Source organism: Buchnera aphidicola (Pemphigus immunis) (assembly GCF_964059115.1).
In the GTDB taxonomy this organism is placed as follows: Bacteria; Pseudomonadota; Gammaproteobacteria; order Enterobacterales; family Enterobacteriaceae; genus Buchnera_C; species Buchnera_C aphidicola_C.
In genome coordinates, this window is sequence record NZ_OZ060408.1 from 177,743 (window position 1) to 195,037 (window position 17,295).

Annotated in this window: 11 protein-coding genes; 6 read left to right on the plus strand and 5 right to left on the minus strand. The window is 25.3% G+C overall.

Annotated elements, in window-relative coordinates; all coding sequences use genetic code 11:
- The first annotated feature begins 39 nt into the window (after positions 1 to 39).
- A complete protein-coding gene (gene folC, locus AB4W77_RS00780) occupies positions 40 to 1,302 on the plus strand; it encodes a bifunctional tetrahydrofolate synthase/dihydrofolate synthase (protein ID WP_367681580.1) in 1,263 nt (420 codons plus the stop codon).
- Positions 1,303 to 1,393: 91 nt separating this feature from the next.
- Here folC and AB4W77_RS00785 read toward each other — a convergent pair whose 3' ends face one another.
- Positions 1,394 to 2,341 (minus strand): ribose-phosphate pyrophosphokinase, encoded by a 948-nt coding sequence (locus tag AB4W77_RS00785; RefSeq protein WP_367681581.1) that lies wholly within the window; start codon positions 2,339 to 2,341, stop codon positions 1,394 to 1,396.
- 965 nt (positions 2,342 to 3,306) lie between these two features.
- Here AB4W77_RS00785 and prfA point away from each other — a divergent pair.
- The 5 genes from prfA (at position 3,307) to pta (ending at position 10,621) form a co-directional block, all read left to right on the plus strand.
- Positions 3,307 to 4,401 (plus strand): peptide chain release factor 1, encoded by a 1,095-nt coding sequence (gene prfA, locus AB4W77_RS00790; protein WP_367681582.1) that lies wholly within the window; start codon positions 3,307 to 3,309, stop codon positions 4,399 to 4,401.
- A complete protein-coding gene (gene prmC / locus AB4W77_RS00795; protein ID WP_367681583.1) occupies positions 4,385 to 5,218 on the plus strand; it encodes a peptide chain release factor N(5)-glutamine methyltransferase in 834 nt (277 codons plus the stop codon). The genes prfA and prmC overlap by 17 nt, the downstream gene beginning before the upstream one ends.
- 260 nt (positions 5,219 to 5,478) lie before the next feature.
- Positions 5,479 to 6,288, plus strand: coding sequence for an invasion regulator SirB1 (gene sirB1, locus AB4W77_RS00800; RefSeq protein WP_367681584.1), 810 nt, complete (start codon positions 5,479 to 5,481; stop codon positions 6,286 to 6,288).
- A gap of 913 nt (positions 6,289 to 7,201) precedes the next feature.
- Positions 7,202 to 8,416 (plus strand): acetate kinase, encoded by a 1,215-nt coding sequence (locus AB4W77_RS00805; protein ID WP_367681585.1) that lies wholly within the window; start codon positions 7,202 to 7,204, stop codon positions 8,414 to 8,416.
- A 60-nt stretch (positions 8,417 to 8,476) separates the two neighbouring features.
- Complete coding sequence (pta, locus tag AB4W77_RS00810) at positions 8,477 to 10,621, plus strand: phosphate acetyltransferase (RefSeq protein ID WP_367681586.1); 2,145 nt, start codon at positions 8,477 to 8,479, stop codon at positions 10,619 to 10,621.
- A gap of 59 nt (positions 10,622 to 10,680) precedes the next feature.
- On the opposite strand, the gene yfaE is transcribed toward pta, so the two are convergent.
- From yfaE to gyrA, 4 genes are all read right to left on the minus strand, one after another.
- Positions 10,681 to 10,947: a class I ribonucleotide reductase maintenance protein YfaE gene (gene yfaE, locus AB4W77_RS00815; RefSeq protein WP_367681587.1), complete on the minus strand. Its 267-nt coding sequence runs from the start codon at positions 10,945 to 10,947 to the stop codon at positions 10,681 to 10,683.
- 3 nt (positions 10,948 to 10,950) lie between these two features.
- Entirely contained in the window at positions 10,951 to 12,081 is a 1,131-nt protein-coding gene (nrdB, locus tag AB4W77_RS00820; protein WP_367681588.1) for a class Ia ribonucleoside-diphosphate reductase subunit beta, read from the minus strand.
- Positions 12,082 to 12,154: 73 nt separating this feature from the next.
- Positions 12,155 to 14,440 (minus strand): class 1a ribonucleoside-diphosphate reductase subunit alpha, encoded by a 2,286-nt coding sequence (nrdA, locus tag AB4W77_RS00825; RefSeq protein WP_367681589.1) that lies wholly within the window; start codon positions 14,438 to 14,440, stop codon positions 12,155 to 12,157.
- Positions 14,441 to 14,662: 222 nt separating this feature from the next.
- Positions 14,663 to 17,230, minus strand: coding sequence for a DNA topoisomerase (ATP-hydrolyzing) subunit A (gyrA, locus tag AB4W77_RS00830; RefSeq protein WP_367681669.1), 2,568 nt, complete (start codon positions 17,228 to 17,230; stop codon positions 14,663 to 14,665).
- Positions 17,231 to 17,295: the final 65 nt, after the last annotated feature.

The following is a 17,295-nucleotide window of genomic DNA, read 5'->3' on the forward strand; positions in this document are numbered from 1 at the left end:
TTTATATTATACTAAATGAGTATTATAGATACCAAAAATATGAAAAAAAAGAATGTTTTACATATTAATACATCTTTATCTATGTGGTTAAAATATGTTAAAAAATTAAATATAAAAAATAATCATTGTGGATTAGAAAATTGTTTTTTTATAGCAAAAAAAATGGATTTATTAAATTTCTGTTCTTTTGTTTTTATTATTGGTGGAACAAACGGGAAAGGGACTACTTGTTTTATATTAGAACGTATATTTTTGTCTTCTGGTTATCGTGTGGGATTATATACATCACCTCATTTATTTAAATATCATGAAAGAATTCGTATTAATGGTAAATATTTAAGTGATATTGAACATACGTGTGCATTTTTTGAAATAGAATGTTTTAGAAAAAAATTATCTTTGTCATATTTTGAGTTTATTACATTATCTGCATTAGTATTATTTAAAAAATGTAAATTAGATATAATAATACTTGAGGTAGGTTTAGGAGGAAGATTAGATGCTACAAATATCGTAAATTCTGATATATCTGTTATTACGAACATAGGAATTGATCACATTTCTCATTTAGGTTTTACTAGATCTAATATTGGATACGAAAAAGCACATATTGCTAAGAAAAATAAATATATAATTGTTGGAGAAAAAGAGATTCCTGATAGTTTCTTACAAGTTATTAAAATAAAAGAAGCAATTTTAAAAAAAATTAATTTAGATTGGTGGATAACTTATGAAAAAAATAATTGGAATTATCTTTCTGATGAAATAAATTTACATTATCTTCCTTATCCGAAAGTTTCTTTAGAAAATGTTTCAACAGCTTTAACAGCTTTATTTCATTCACCATTTAATATAAATAAGAATGTTATAATTGATACTATTAAAAATATTACATTACCTGGAAGATTTCAAATTTTATCTAATGATCCTAAGGTAATATTAGATGTTGCTCATAATCCTCATGCTGTCTTACATTTATCACAAAAAATAAAAAATATAAAAAGTATTGGTAAAATTTATGCAATTATGGGCGTTTTAAAAGATAAAGATATTTCTGGTATGATTTTAAATTTAGAATCATTGGTAGATTATTGGTATTTTATACCGATAAATAGAGATAGAGGCATAAATAGTATGTCACAATTAACTAATATTTTACCTAAAAACTTTAATGTTTTAGAAAATTTTAAGTCAGCTTGGTATTCTATTAATGTAAAAGTAAAGAAAGAAGATATGATTTTGATATTTGGATCATTTTATTTAGTTTCGGAGGCTATTCGAGTTATTAATTTAAATATATAAATGTATTTAATATATATAGTTTTTTCTTATTTTTAGTACACTAAAATAATAATTAATTTTAATGTACTGATAAAAAATATAAGGTGGAACATTAATGTTCAAACATTTCAGATATTGATTCTTCATTACTAATTCTACGAATAGCTTCTGCCAACATTCCAGATAAAGTTAATGTTCTTACATGCGGCAATAATTTAATTTTTTCAGATAAAGGTATAGTATCACACACAATAACTTCATCAATGACAGCATTTTTTAAATTTTTTTCTGCTATTCCAGAAAAAATAGGATGAGTAGCATAAGCAAATACTCTTTTAGCTCCTCTTTCTTTCAATGCTTCTGCTGCTTTATATAAAGTTCCTCCAGTATCTATCATGTCATCTACTAATACACAATCTCGATCAGATACATCTCCAATGACATGCATGACTTGAGATATATTTGTGTTAGGTCTTCTTTTATCTATAATAGCCATATCTGTATCGTACAATAACTTTGCTATCGCTCGAGCACGTATGACACCACCAATATCTGGAGAAACTACTATGGGATTTTTAAAATTAATTTTTAACATATCTTCTAAAAGAATCAAGCTTCCAAAAACATTATCGACAGGAACGTCAAAAAAACCTTGAATTTGTTCGGCATGTAAGTCGACAGTAAGAATGCGATCAACTCCTGTACTAGATAAAAAATCAGCAACTACTTTTGCAGTTATAGGTACTCTAGCAGAACGAACACGACGATCTTGTCTGGCATATCCAAAATAAGGAATTACACTGGTAATTCGACCTGCAGAAGCGCGTCTTAATGCGTCTATCATAACTAGTAATTCCATTAAATTATCATTGGTAGGAGCACATGTTGATTGTATTATAAATACATCACTGCCTCTTACATTTTCATTTATTTGCACACTTATTTCTCCATCGCTAAATCTTGTTACTGATGCGTTACTTAAATTGGTATATAAGCGTTTAGCAATGGATTTTGCCAGATTAGGTATTGCATTACCAGAAAACAATTTTATATCAGACATAATGTTAACCTTAATTAATTTAGTAAATAAAATAAGAATTATTATGCGTATATTATATATTTTGTATTATATAATTAATTTTATTTTTAATAGTTATTTTTATTTTTTATGTATTATAGATAATTGATTTTTTGAGAAGAATTGGTCTCTTCTATGTTAAAAATTTTTTATTAATTAATATTTTTATGTTGTGACATATATTTAATTTTTTGTTAGATAAATGTAATGTAAATATTATTTTTAATTGTATAACAAGATTCAAATATTAAATAGTAAGTAATTAGTTTCTTTAATTTTGATCATTTTTTATTTTTTTTGATAATTTTTAAATAGTTTTATTTAAAAAAAATTAATGAAATAAATAAGTTGTATTTTATATATTAGAATTAATAAATTTTTGAACGCATAGAATGAATTTTATGAATTAATTTTAATTTTTATTAAAAAATGTATTTTTATATTTTTAAAATTAATTTTTTCTTATATAAAAGAATTAAGATATTAGTTAAAAATAAATTAAACATAATTTTCGGATTATAAAAAATATTTAATAAAAATAAAGAATTTTTTTCTTATATGATTAGTTAAGATATTTTAAATTTATTAATGATGTAAGTAATATTATTGAATAATAATTTTTGATAAAAAATATTTTTTTGTGCAAAAAATTATTTTAGGTGATAATGCTAAAATGTATAAGGGATGAATAGATATTTAGATATTAATAGGAAAATGACAGTTTATGTAATTTTATTTTTAATTAGAATAGTGTTATGTATATAATTATGTTTACAATAATTTTGATAAGTAATAACTAAAAGTTTTTTTATGAAAAAATTTATTTAATATATTTTATTAATAAAATATTGTTTTTTATAAAGTTAAAATGATTATGTTGGCATTTTAATTAATTAAGAAGCATTTAATATACGTAACAGTAGTATATGATACGGTAGATTATAAAAATGAATAAATCTATGCTTGATAAATTACAACATTTACAAGATCGTTTTGAAGAGTTGGAGATGATGCTATCTGAAACTAATTCAAAACTAGACAAAGATAAATTATGTGCTTTATCTAAAGAATATTTAAAACTATCTAATATTAGTCGTTGTTTTTTAGATTGGAAAAAAAATCAGCGAGAAATAGAAAAATTAAGTTTGTTGTTGGAAGATAATGAAATTCGCGTATTAGCTGAAGAAGAATTATTGTTAGCTAAGAAAAAATCGGAAATTTTAAATAAAAAAATAAGAACGTTATTAATACCGAAAGATCCTTATGATTCACGTAGCTGTTTTATTGAAATTCGTGCTGCTACAGGTGGAGATGAAGCAGCTATCTTTGCTGGTGATTTATTGCGTATGTATATTAGATATGCTGAGCTTAATTCATGGAAAACAGAAATAGTTAGTATTAGTGAAAATGAAAAAGGTGGTTTTAAAGAAATTATAGCTAAAATTAAAGGAAAAGGTGTGAATGGAAAATTAAAATTTGAATCTGGAGGACATCGAGTACAAAGAATTCCTAAAACTGAGTCACAAGGTCGAGTTCATACTTCAACATGTACAGTAGCTATTATGCCTGAAGTATCATCATTAGAGAAAATTGTAATTCGTCCAAGTGATTTAAAAATAGATACATTTCGTTCTTCAGGAGCAGGTGGTCAACATGTAAATACTACTGATTCTGCAATTAGAATTACTCATATTCCAACAGGTTATGTAGTAGAATGTCAAGATGAACGTTCACAACATAAAAATAAGGCTAAAGCTTTATCTGTTTTATCTGCTCGTATTCATGCTGCTGAATCTGCAAAATTTCATGAAAAGAATGCATTTATCCGTCGTAATTTATTAGGAACTGGAGAGAGATCTGATCGAAGTAGAACTTATAATTTTCCACAAAATAGAGTTACAGATCATAGGATTAATCTAACTTTGTATAGTTTAGATGAAATTTTGCAAGGTAATTTGGATCTTGTTATCAATCCAATTATTCAAGAAAATCAAGCAGAAATACTTTCCTCTTTGTCTGATAAATATGATGACTGTTTATGAGTGGTTGCGGTATGCGACGGAACAATTATCTAGTTGTGGATATTATAAGCTAGATGCTGAAGTTTTGTTAAGTTTTGTTATAAAAAAATCTAAATCATGGTTAATAATTAATGAAAACTATCGATTAAATATGGAAGAATTAAAAAAAATAAATTATTTGTTGAAACGTCGCATGTTAGGTGAACCGATAGCATATTTATTAGGGGAAAAAGAATTTTGGTCACTGACTTTTATCGTTTCGAAGTTTGTATTAATTCCTAGATCAGATACAGAGATCTTAGTAGAACATAGTTTAAAGAAGTTAACTGATACACCATCTAAAATATTAGATTTAGGTACTGGATGTGGATCAATAGCTTTGTCTTTGGCCGCAATGAGATCTGATTGTGATATTACTGGAATTGATTGTATGATGGAATCTATTTATTTGGCTAAATACAATGCCAATAGATTAAGGATAAATAATGTGAGATTTTTATATAGTAATTGGTTTTCTGTATTAGGGACAGAAAAGTTTGATATTATTGTTAGCAATCCTCCTTACGTTAAATTAGAAGATATTAATTTTTTGGAAAAAGATATTTTTTTTGAACCGTTTATTTCTTTAATATCATCTAATAATGGATTGGCTGATATTGAACATATCATTAAGTATGCAAAAAAACATTTAAATTATTTAGGTTGGTTATTATTAGAACATAGCTATGATCAAAAAGAAGAAGTTCAAAATATATTTAAACATTATAATTTTTTTGAAGTATCATCTTATAAAGATTATTCAGGTAATGATCGCATTACTATTGGAAGAAATATATGAACATATTTGATGATATTAATCATTTTTTCATATATAAATTTTTAATAAGAAATGTTCTGTATTGTATTCTTTAACATCTTTCATTTTTATTAATTAAAATATTTGTGTTATGATAATGTATCATATGTATTCATGTAAAATATTGAATTGAAAAAATAAAACTAGTGTTTAGTGCGAAGAAAGTACACGTATTTTAGTCAATTTATTTTTAAAATCATATATTTACAGTAAGTTATAAAAATATTATTATTGGGAATAATATGACATCATTTGTTAATATTGATTTTTCTAAATCACCACTTTGTGAGACTATTATAACTGCTTTTCGGACTATTCGTAAAGATTTTCCTTCAGAAGATGTTTTCTCTGAATTGCAAGATAGAATAGATGAAGCCAGGTCGTATATCTCTAACGAAACTAATAAAACTAATCAGTTAAAAAAATTAATTGAATTATTTTATCATCATTGGAAATTTGGAGGAGCTGATGGAAAATATTTACTTTCAGATGTACTATGGTTAGATCATGTGTTAAAAACACGTCAAGGAACAGCTGTATCATTAGGAATAATATTATTGCATATTGCTCATAAATTAGAATTACCATTAATGCCTGTTATTTTCCCAACTCAATTAATTTTACGTTCTGATAAAAATGATAATGAAGTATGGTTAATAAATCCTTTTAATGGTGAAACTTTAAATGAACATATTTTAGGAGTGTGGTTAAAAGGGAATATTAGTCCTACCACAGAATTGTATGAAAATGATTTATATGAAGCTAATTCTTCTGCCGTTATGAGAAAGATATTAGATACTTTAAAATCAGCACTTATGGAAGAAAAAAAAATGGAATTAGCATTAAATGTTAGTAATGTATTATTAAAAATTAATCCCGACGATCCTTATGAAATTCGTGATCGAGGATTAATTTATGCTCATTTAGAATGTAATCATATTGCTTTAACTGATTTAGTTTATTTTGTAGAACATTGTCCTGAAGATCCAATCAGTGAAATTATAAAAGTACAAATTCATTCTATAGAACAAAGGAGAATAATATTGCATTAATTTTTTAATAATGCTTATTTATATATATTAGCATAATTGATAAAAATATTTTTTATAACAGTAATTTGAGTATATTTTTTATATTCATATTTTTATAAATATGTATTCTATTAATATATATTAAAATCTTAGTTTCTCTTTTAAACAAACATTTATATTAGAATATTAAATTTTTAACATATGTATCTGTAAAATATTATTTTTAAGATTGATAATACAATGTTAGAGACACAGATTAAGTAAGGTTTATTAAGAAATTTTGGTGTTTTTTTCTCCTTGACGTTTTTTCAGGTTAGCGATAGGACATATTGATATCGCTTCCTCTATTTTTATCTTTAGTACAACCTCGTTATATTTTCTGTAATATATTTATATTCTGTTATACAATACTATTTTTAATAAAAAATAGTATTTATTTATATTTTATATTTTTATTATTTTAAATATGATTAAAAATCATATCTCATGATTTTTAATCATATCTCATTTTTTAATAGATGATGATTTATTTTAATGGTGATTGTTTTATATAAGTTAATAAAATTAATGGTATTAAATTATATTTAATCTGAATTTTGGTTAATTTTAAAATCATATTAATGGGTAATGATTAATAATATTTTAAAATTAAGTATATTCCAATTTTTTCAAGCATGTAAGGTGTATTTTAAAATTTAAATGATTTTTAATTTTTACTTATAATATTTTAATAATAATGTTTTTAATTTTATATTTTATTTTAAATTTAAATATTTATTAATGAAATATTATTAAATGTCGGTATTATTTAATTTGCACCTTATTAAAAAAAATAAGAATTAATAGTTTCTATTTTTAATAATATAAAAATTAATTTTTACATTATATTTTTTATATTCAATATTATCTTTATTTTTTTGAAATAGGTTAATAAATGTTAAATCAATTGGTATTAGTATTAAATTGCGGTAGTTCTTCTTTGAAATTTTCCATTATTAATCCTAATAATGGTAAAAAAATTTTATTTGGTATAGTAGATTCTTTATTATTACCACAATCATGTGTTATTTGGACTAATAATTCTATTCAACATAAATATGTTTTGAAAGAAAAAACATCACATATAATGGCCCTTAACTTTGTTTTTAAAAAAATTTTAAAGAAAGAAGAAAAATTATTTCGGTCTATTGTTGCAATAGGACATCGAGTAGTTCACGGAGGAGAAAAACTAAAAAAATCTATTCTTATAGATAAGAAAGTGATTAATTATATTGAAGAGGCTTCTTGTTTTGCTCCTTTACATAATCCTGTGAATATTTGTGGAATTAAAACCACTTTAAATCTTTTACCTAATTTATCTAAAAAGAATGTTGCTGTATTTGATACAGCTTTTCATCAAACTATGCCAGAATCATCTTATTTGTATGCAATACCTTATTTTTATTATACTGATTATAATATAAGAAGATATGGAGCGCATGGTATTAGTCATCAATATATTACTTATAAGACTGGAAAAATATTAAATAAATCATTAGTATCTTTAAATATTATTTCTTGTCATTTAGGTAATGGTGCTTCTGTAGCTGCTATTTGTCGAGGTTTATGTGTAGATACTTCAATGGGATTAACTCCTTTAGAAGGTTTAGTAATGGGTACTCGAAGTGGAGATATTGATCCTGCTATTATTTTTTTTATGAACAATAAGTTAGGAATTTCAATACAAGAAATTTATAAAATTTTAACTGTAGATTCTGGTTTGTTGGGATTAAATGGTAAAAGTAGTGATTTTCGTTATGCAGAAAATAAATATTATTATGATAAAAATTCAAAAAGATCGATTGATATTTTTTGTCATCGATTAGCGAAATATATTTCAGGTTATACTTCTTTGATGGAAGGTCGATTAGATGCTGTTGTATTTACAGGCGGAATTGGAGAAAATTCTGTATTAGTCAGAGAATTGACTTTATCTAAATTATCTTTATTAGGAATTAAGATAGATATAAAACGTAATTTGCAAGTAAGAGCTGGTTTTTGTGGATTCATAAATTTAAAAGGAACCATGCCAATTTTAGTTATTCCTAGTAATGAAGATTTGATAATAGCGCAAGAAACGATTTCTTTAATTAATAAGATTAATGAATAACTAAATAGAATAAATATGTTTTACATTTTAAATATAATTTAAAATTATGAGAGGTATTTAATGTTACGAAATATTATGTTAATTCCAGTGGGAAATCATGTTGAATGTACAGCTGTTACTATTGGATTAATAAAATCGATAACAGATCAAAATTTAAATGTTTGTTTTTTTAAACCTGTTGTCGAATATCATAATAATAAAGTTAAGCGTAATACCACAAGTGTAGTTCTTAATAATGATTCTATTTTTTGCATTAAACCTATTAAGTTAGTGTATACAGAATCTTTTTTTAATATCGATTATATTAATATATTACTAGATAGAATTTTTACTCAGTTTAATAAATACAAAAAAGAATATGATATTATAGTGATAGAAGGATTTTTACCTAATGAAATAGGTATATTATCTAATATATTAAATTATGAGATTGCAAAAATGTTAAATTCTGAAATGATTTTTATCATTAAAGAAGATAATAAAATTTATAATTCGTTGGTAGAATGTACATATTTTTTAGAAAAAGTTTTTGAAGAGGAAAAGGACCTAAAAAATGCAGGTATCATTATTAATAAAACTCATAAAAAAATTATTGATAACAAAATATGTTTTTTAAACGAAGATAAAAATAATATAGAAATAGAAAATATAAGTACTTATGATTCTCTTTATAATAATAAATATTTTTTTTTAAAAAACAATAAATTACAATTGTTAGCTATTATTCCATTTAGTGAAAAATTAATTAAAATACCAATAATTTACTTTTTTAAGTTTTTAGATGTATATATAATTAGTACAGGTGAAATAAATTGTTGTTTTATAGAAAAGATTTTTTTATTTGATCGATATTATTCTATTATACAAGATGATAGAATTTTAAATTCTGTTTTAATAATTCCTTTTGATCAATTGCAATGTGTAACAAAAAAGTTTTTAGATGAAATAAAAAAAAGTAAGGTTGTTTTAATTTTATTAACTGGAATGAAAGATTCCAAGCATAAGAATACTGTTTTTTTTGAGATTTTTAAAGAAATTCGTATACCTATTTTGTCAGTAAATATGAATACATTAAAAACATTATCAAAATTATATTCTTTTAATTTAAAAGTTAATTTTAAAGATTCTATAGGATTAGAGAAAATAAAAAAACATATTTCTGATTGTATTAGTCGTGATTGGTTATCATCTTTAAAAAAACCGATAGTATTAAATAAGAACATAAGTCCTACTTTGTTTTTTCATCGTTTAATAAAATTATCAAGTAGAGAAAAAAAAAGAATTATATTACCTGAAGGTTATGATGGTCGTATAATTAAATCTGCATTTATTTGTCAAAAAAAAGGTATTGCTGATTGTATATTATTAGGAAATCCTAAAAAAATATATGATATAGCGTTAAAAGAAGGAATTTTGTTGAACAAATATAACAATATTATTGATCCTGAGCAAATAAGAAATAAGTATGTAAAAAGGTTAGTTAGCTTAAGAAGCCATAAAGGAATGACTGTTTTACATGCCAAAGAAATGATTAAAGATAATATAGTTTTAGCAACTTTGATGTTAGATAATAATGATGTTGATGGTATAGTCGCTGGAGCAATGAATACCACAGCAAACACTGTTCGACCTGCTTTACAGTTTATTAAAATGAAAGCAGGTTTTTCTTTAGTATCTTCTTTATTTTTCATGTTGTTATCAAATAAAATATTAATATATGCAGATTGTGCAATTAATGTTGAACCTAATTCTAATGAATTAGCTGATATTGCTATTCAATCAGCAGATACCGCTAAATTATTTGGAATAGATCCCAAAATAGCTATGATTTCATATGCAACATATACATCTGGATTTGGTAAGACAGTGGATAAAGTCAGAAAAGCGACATATATAGTAAAACAAAAACGTCCGGATTTAATTGTAGATGGTCCTCTTCAATATGATGCAGCTACGGTTCCAGAAGTCTCTATTTTAAAAGCACCTGAATCTTGTATTGCTGGTTGTGCAAATGTATTAATATTTCCAGATCTTAATACCGGTAATACAGTGTATAAAGCTGTTCAACGTTTAGCAAAAGTAATTGCTGTTGGTCCTATTTTGCAAGGTTTTAAAAAACCAGTGAATGATTTATCACGAGGTGCTATGATTGAAGATATAATTTATACAATAGCAATTACAGCTATTCAATCTATGTTGCTATAAATGTATAATCATTTTTTATATTCTTAAAATCAATTAGATTTAAAATCTAAAAATAATTTTTATATTTTGATTTCAATATTTTCTTTAATTTTACAACAACAGGGAAGAATTTCTCCTGGATGAAGATAAACTATAGGTTGAGACTTCAGAGATGTAATAACAGTACCTTTAATTAAATTTATTTTACATGATCCACAGTATCCTTGTCTACATTGATAGTCAATTTTTATATTGTAGTATTCTAATATCTCTAAAAGAGTTTTATTTTTTTTACTACTTTTTATTTGATAATTTTTTTTATATATTTTAATGTTAATTTTTTTCATGTTTTATAATTTGAAATCGTTAAATTCAGAATCACTAATTTTTGAATCTATTTGTCCTATTAAATAAGAACTCAGTTCTACTTCTTGAGGTGCATTTTGAACATAGTCTGAATTTAACCAGAAATTAATCCAAGGAATAGGATTAACATTTATTTTAAAAGGTGGTTTTAGTCCTATTGCTTTCATTCGAACGTTAGTAATATATTCTATATATTGGCAAAGAATATCTTTATTTAAACCTAACATAGGACCATCTTGAAATAAATATTCAGCCCATTGTTTTTCTTGATAAGCTACTAATTTAAATAATGCTAATGCTTCTTTTTGACATTCTAAAACTATTTTATGCATTCCTTCATTATATTTTTCATTTTTAAAAATGTTCAAGATATGTTGCGTTCCATTAAGATGTAAAGCTTCATCTCTGGCTATTAATCTGATTATTTTTGCATTTCCTTCCATTTTTTGTTTTTCTGCAAAAGCAAAAGAACAAGCAAAACTAACATAAAATCGAATAGCTTCTAATGCATTTACGCTTATGAAGCATAAATATAATTTTTTTTTCAATAAATTTAAATTAATATTAATTTTTTTATTTTTTATTACATGGATACCTTCTCCTAAAAGATGCCAATAGCTAGTCATCGTAATAAGACTATCATAATAATAAGAAATATCTTTTGCACGTGTAGCAATATTTTTATTTACGATAATATCATCAAATATTAATGATGGCGAATGTATAATGTTCCTTATTATGTGAGTGTATGATCTTGAATGGATTGTTTCTGAAAAAGACCATGTTTGTATCCATGTCTCTAATTCAGGAATAGACACTATTGGTAAAAAAGCAACATTAGGACTTCTACCTTGAATAGAATCTAGAAGAGTTTGATATTTCAAATTACTAAGGAAAATGTGTTTTTCATGTTTAGGTAAGTTTTGAAAGTCAATAAAATCTTTAGAAAGATCTATCTCTTCAGGTCTCCAAAAGAAAGAAAGTTGTTTTTCTATTAATTTTTCAAAAATATTGTATTTTTGTTGATCATATCTGGCAATATTGACTGGTTGTCCAAAAAACATCGGTTCACATAATTGATTATTTTGTTTTTTTGAGAATGTAGTATATGTCATGAGGTTTTTATCCTATATATTATATATTGTTATCTAAATTTATTATTAAAGTTTTTTTATAAAAAGTATAATTTTATATTTTACAAGCTCCACTATCGCAATTTTCATCTTGTGTAGGAGTTGCAAAAATAGATTGATTATCTTCTGCACCATCTCTAGTATTTTGATAATATAATGTTTTTATTCCTAGTTTATAAGCAATCAGTAGATCTTTTAGTAATTGTTTCATAGGAATTTTCCCGTTAGGAAATAATTTAGGATCATAATTAGTATTAGCTGAAATAGATTGATCTATAAATTTTTGCATAATACCAACAAGTTGTAAGTAACCTTTATTGTTGGGAATATTCCATAGTAGTTCATAATTTTTTTTTAGTTTGTTATATTCAGGAATTACTTGGCGTAACATACCATTTTTTGATGCTTTAATACTAATATAACCTCGTGGTGGTTCTATGCCATTAGTAGAATTAGAAATTTGTGATGATGTTTCAGATGGCATAATTGCTGATAATGTCGAGTTGCGTAATCCATATTTTTTTATTTTTTTTCTAAGTAACTCCCAATTTAAATGTAGTGGTTCATCACATATGGTATCTATGTATTTTTTATAGGTATCTATTGGTAAAATACCTTGATAATATGTGGTATGATGAAACCAAGGACAAGATCCTTTTTCTTTTGCAAGTTCACAAGATGCGTTTAATAAATAATATTGAATAGCTTCAAAAGTTTTATGTGTCAAGTTGTTAGCAGATCCATCAGAGTAACGAACTCCATTTTTTGCTAAATAATAAGCAAAGTTAATAACTCCGATTCCTAATGATCTTCTTCCTTTTGCTCCTCTTCTAGCGCTACAAAGGGGATAATCTTGATAATCAAGTACTGCATCTAGTCCTCTAACTATAAGAGTAGTAAGATCTGCCAGATCATTAAGATTGTTTATACTACCTAAATTTATAGCAGACAGAGTACAAAGTGCTATTTCACCGTTTTTATCGTGAATGTCATTTAAAGATTTTGTTGGTAATGTAATTTCTAAACATAAATTAGATTGTCGAATTGGAGCAATATTAGGATTAAAAGCGCTATGTGTGTTGCAATGATCAACATTTTGAATATATATACGTCCGGTAGATGTTCTTTCTTGCATTATAAGTGAAAATAAATCAATTGCTTTTATATGTTTTTTTCTGATATGTATATCATTTTCATATTGAACATATAATTTTTCAAATATATTTTGATTAGAAAAGAAAGTGTCATATAGATGAGGTACGTCTGAAGGGCTAAATAAAGTAATATTTTTTCCTAATATCATACGTTGATACATTAATTTATTAATTTGTAATCCATAATCTATATGTCTTACTCTATTTTCTTCTATTCCTCGATTATTTTTTAGTACAAGTAAATTTTCTACTTCAAAATGCCAAATAGGATAAAATAAAGTGGCAGCTCCTCCTCTTACTCCACCTTGTGAACATGATTTCACGGCTGTTTGAAAATGTTTATAAAAAGGAATAGAACCTGTATGAAAGGCTTCTCCTGATCGAATAGGACTGCCAATGGCTCGAATTTGTCCAGCATTAATACCGATACCAGCTCTTTGAGAAACATATTTAATAATAGCGCTGCTAGTAGCGTTAATTGAATTCAGGGTATCTGCGCATTCGATTAATACGCAAGAACTAAATTGACGACTAGGAGTTCTAACACCAGACATGATAGGTGTAGGTAAAGAAATTTTAAAAGTAGAAATAGCATCGTAAAATTTTTTAATATAATTCATTCTTTTTTCTTTAGGATAACTAGAAAATAAACAAGCAGAAATAAGAACGTAAAGAAATTGAGCACTTTCGTAAATTTTACCATTTACTCTATTTTGTAATAAATATTTTCCTTCTAATTGCTGAACTCCTGCATAAGAAAAATTCATATCTCTCCAATGATTAATAAAAGAGTTCATGACTGCATATTCTTGAGATGAGTAATCAATTAATAAACGTTCATCATATTTTCCTATTTTAACCATTTTTTTTACGTGTGTATATAAAGAAGGAGGTTCAAATTGACCATATGCTTTTTTACGAAGATGGAAAATAGCTAATCTGGCGGCCATATATTGATAATCTGGCGTATCTTCAGAAATAAGATCTGCTGCAGTTTTAATGATAGTTTCATGAATATTAATAGTTTTAATGCCATTATAAAATTGTATTTGTGAACTTAATTTTACTTGAGATATGGAAATATTATTTAGGCCTGCTGCTGCCCAAGTTAGAACTCGATGAATTTTATCCAAATTAATGGGTTCTTTTCTGCCATCTCGTTTGGTTATAAATAAACTATGATGCATGTGAGACTATATACCTATTTTAAATATTTAATGTTTAATTAATTTAAATATTTGTTATGTTAAAGAAGAAAATAGTATTTTAAGGTTAATAATTTATTTTTATAAAAAATTTCAATATATACGAATATCAAAAATTTAATTATTAAAAAACAAAAAAATATAAAATAAACTTAAATACAATATTTTTGTAATAGTATTATAATATTTTAATGTATATTAATTTTATGTTACATGGATAGTATCTATTTTTTCGGATAAATAAGATTTATTTACTCTTTGTAAAGCCACTACTTTTTCTTTTTCTGTAGTACGTATTAAAATAACACCTTGTGTATTCCTTCCTAAAATACCAACTTCTGATACCCTGGTTCTTACTAACGTTCCAGCATTGGTAATCATCATAATTTGATTGTTTTCTAGTACTTGAATTGCTCCAATCATTATGCCGTTTTTTTTAGTTATTTTAATTGCAATTATTCCTCGTGTTGCTCGTGATTTAATAGGAAAATCAGAAATCTTAGTTCTTTTTCCATAACCATTTTCTGTTACTGTTAAAATATTTCCTTTTCCGTTAGGGACAATTAAAGATACTACTTGGTCTTTTTTATGAGTTTTTATTCCTTTCACTCCTGAAGCTGTACGTCCCATGTTTCTGACTGATTTTTCAGAAAAATGCACAACTTTTCCAGTAGAAGTAAATAACATAATATTATTTTTTCCATTGGTTAAAGCTACTCCTATTAATTCATCATTTTCTTTTAAGTTAATGGCAATAATTCCCGTACTACGAGGTCTGCTGAATTCTCTTAAAGCAGTTTTTTTTACTATTCCATTTGCAGTAGCCATAAAAATATTAATGTTATTGTCTTGATTTTTTTTTACTGGTAGTATTGCTGTAATTCTTTCTTTTTTATTTAAAGGTAAAAGATTAACGATAGGACGACCTCGAGCATGTCTACTTGCTTCGGGTAATTGATATACTTTCATCCAATATAGTATTCCTGTGCTAGAGAAACAAAGAATAGTATCATGAGTATTGGCAACTAATAAACTTTCTATAAAATCTTCTTCTTTTATTTTTGCTGCCGATTTACCTTTTCCTCCTCTTTTTTGTGCATTGTAATCTGATAAAGGTTGGTATTTAACGTACCCTGAATGTGATAAAGTTACTACAACATCTTCTTTGGTAATTAAATCTTCAACATTAATATCTGAGGTATTTTCTTTAATTTCAGTTCTTCTTTTATCTCCAAAAGTATTTTTTATTGAAACTAATTCCTCTTGGATTACAGAAATCATACGATTAGGATTATTCAAAATATCAGTTAATTCTAAAATTTCTTTTGTAATAGTATTGTAATCTTTTATTAATTTATCTTGTTCTAAATTAGTTAATTTATTTAAACGTAAATCCAAGATAGCTTGTGCTTGTACTTCAGTTAATAAATACCGATTTTGGTTAGTAGATTTAATTTTTTTTTCATTATTTGACAATGCGCTTACATTATTTTTTTTAAATTGTAATAAAATGTTATCTTTTAAAGTCCAGTAATTAGTCATTAAAAAAGTTTTAGCAATTGATGAATTTTTTGATTTTTTAATAAGTTCTATAATTTTATTAATGTTACATAATGCTAAGATTAATCCTTCAATAATGTGAACTTGTTTATGTGATTTTTTTAATTCAAAAATTGTACGACGAGTTACTATTTCTTTACGATGAGCAGTAAAAGATTCTAATATTTCTTTTAGAGATAAAATTTTTGGTTGTCCGTGACATAGAGCAACCATATTTATGCCAAAAGAAGTTTGTAATTGTGTCAGTAAATATAATTGATTTAAAACTACTTTTGCTATTGCGTCTTTTTTAATTTCAATGACGATACGCATACCTTCTTTATCAGATTCGTCTCTTAGTGCACTGATTCCTTCAATTCTTTTTTCTTTTACTAATTCGGCGATTTTTTCTATTAAACGAGATTTATTTACTTGATAAGGAATTTCATTAATAACAATACTGGATTTTTGTGTTTTTACATTTTTTTCTATTTTAGTACGTGCTCGAATATATATTTTTCCTTTTCCTGTTTTGTAAGCTTCTTCTATACCTGAATGACCATTGATTATTCCAGCTGTTGGAAAATCAGGTCCTGGTATGTATTCCATTAATTTTTTTAGATTAATATTGTTATTTTCTATATATGCTAAACATCCATTAATAACTTCAATTAGGTTATGTGGTGGAATATTTGTAGCCATACCGACTGCAATTCCTGAAGCTCCATTAATTAAAAGATTTGGTATTTTAGTTGGTAGAACTTCAGGTATTTTTTCAGTATCATCATAATTAGGTATAAAAGGAACAGTATTTTTCTTCAAATCTTTCAGCAATTCGTGCGCAATTTTAGACATTCTTATTTCTGTATAACGCATAGCAGCAGCAGAATCTCCATCTATAGAACCAAAATTACCTTGACCATCTATCAGCATATAACGTAATGAAAAATTTTGAGCCATTCTTACTATTGCATCATATACTGCTGAATCTCCATGAGGATGGTATTTTCCTATTACGTCTCCTACTACTCTAGCTGATTTTTTATATGGTTTATTCCAGTCGTTACTTAATATGCTCATAGCAAAAAGTATACGTCTATGTACTGGTTTTAAACCATCTCTTACATCTGGTAAAGCTCGACCAATAATAACTGACATAGCATAATCTAGATAAGAGTGTTTTAACTCTTCTTCAATATCAACCTGTACAATTTTTTTAGTAAGGTTTTTCATAGAGGCATCGTCTCTTTGTAAATTATTTATAGAATTAAGAGTAACAAATGATACCACAATGGACA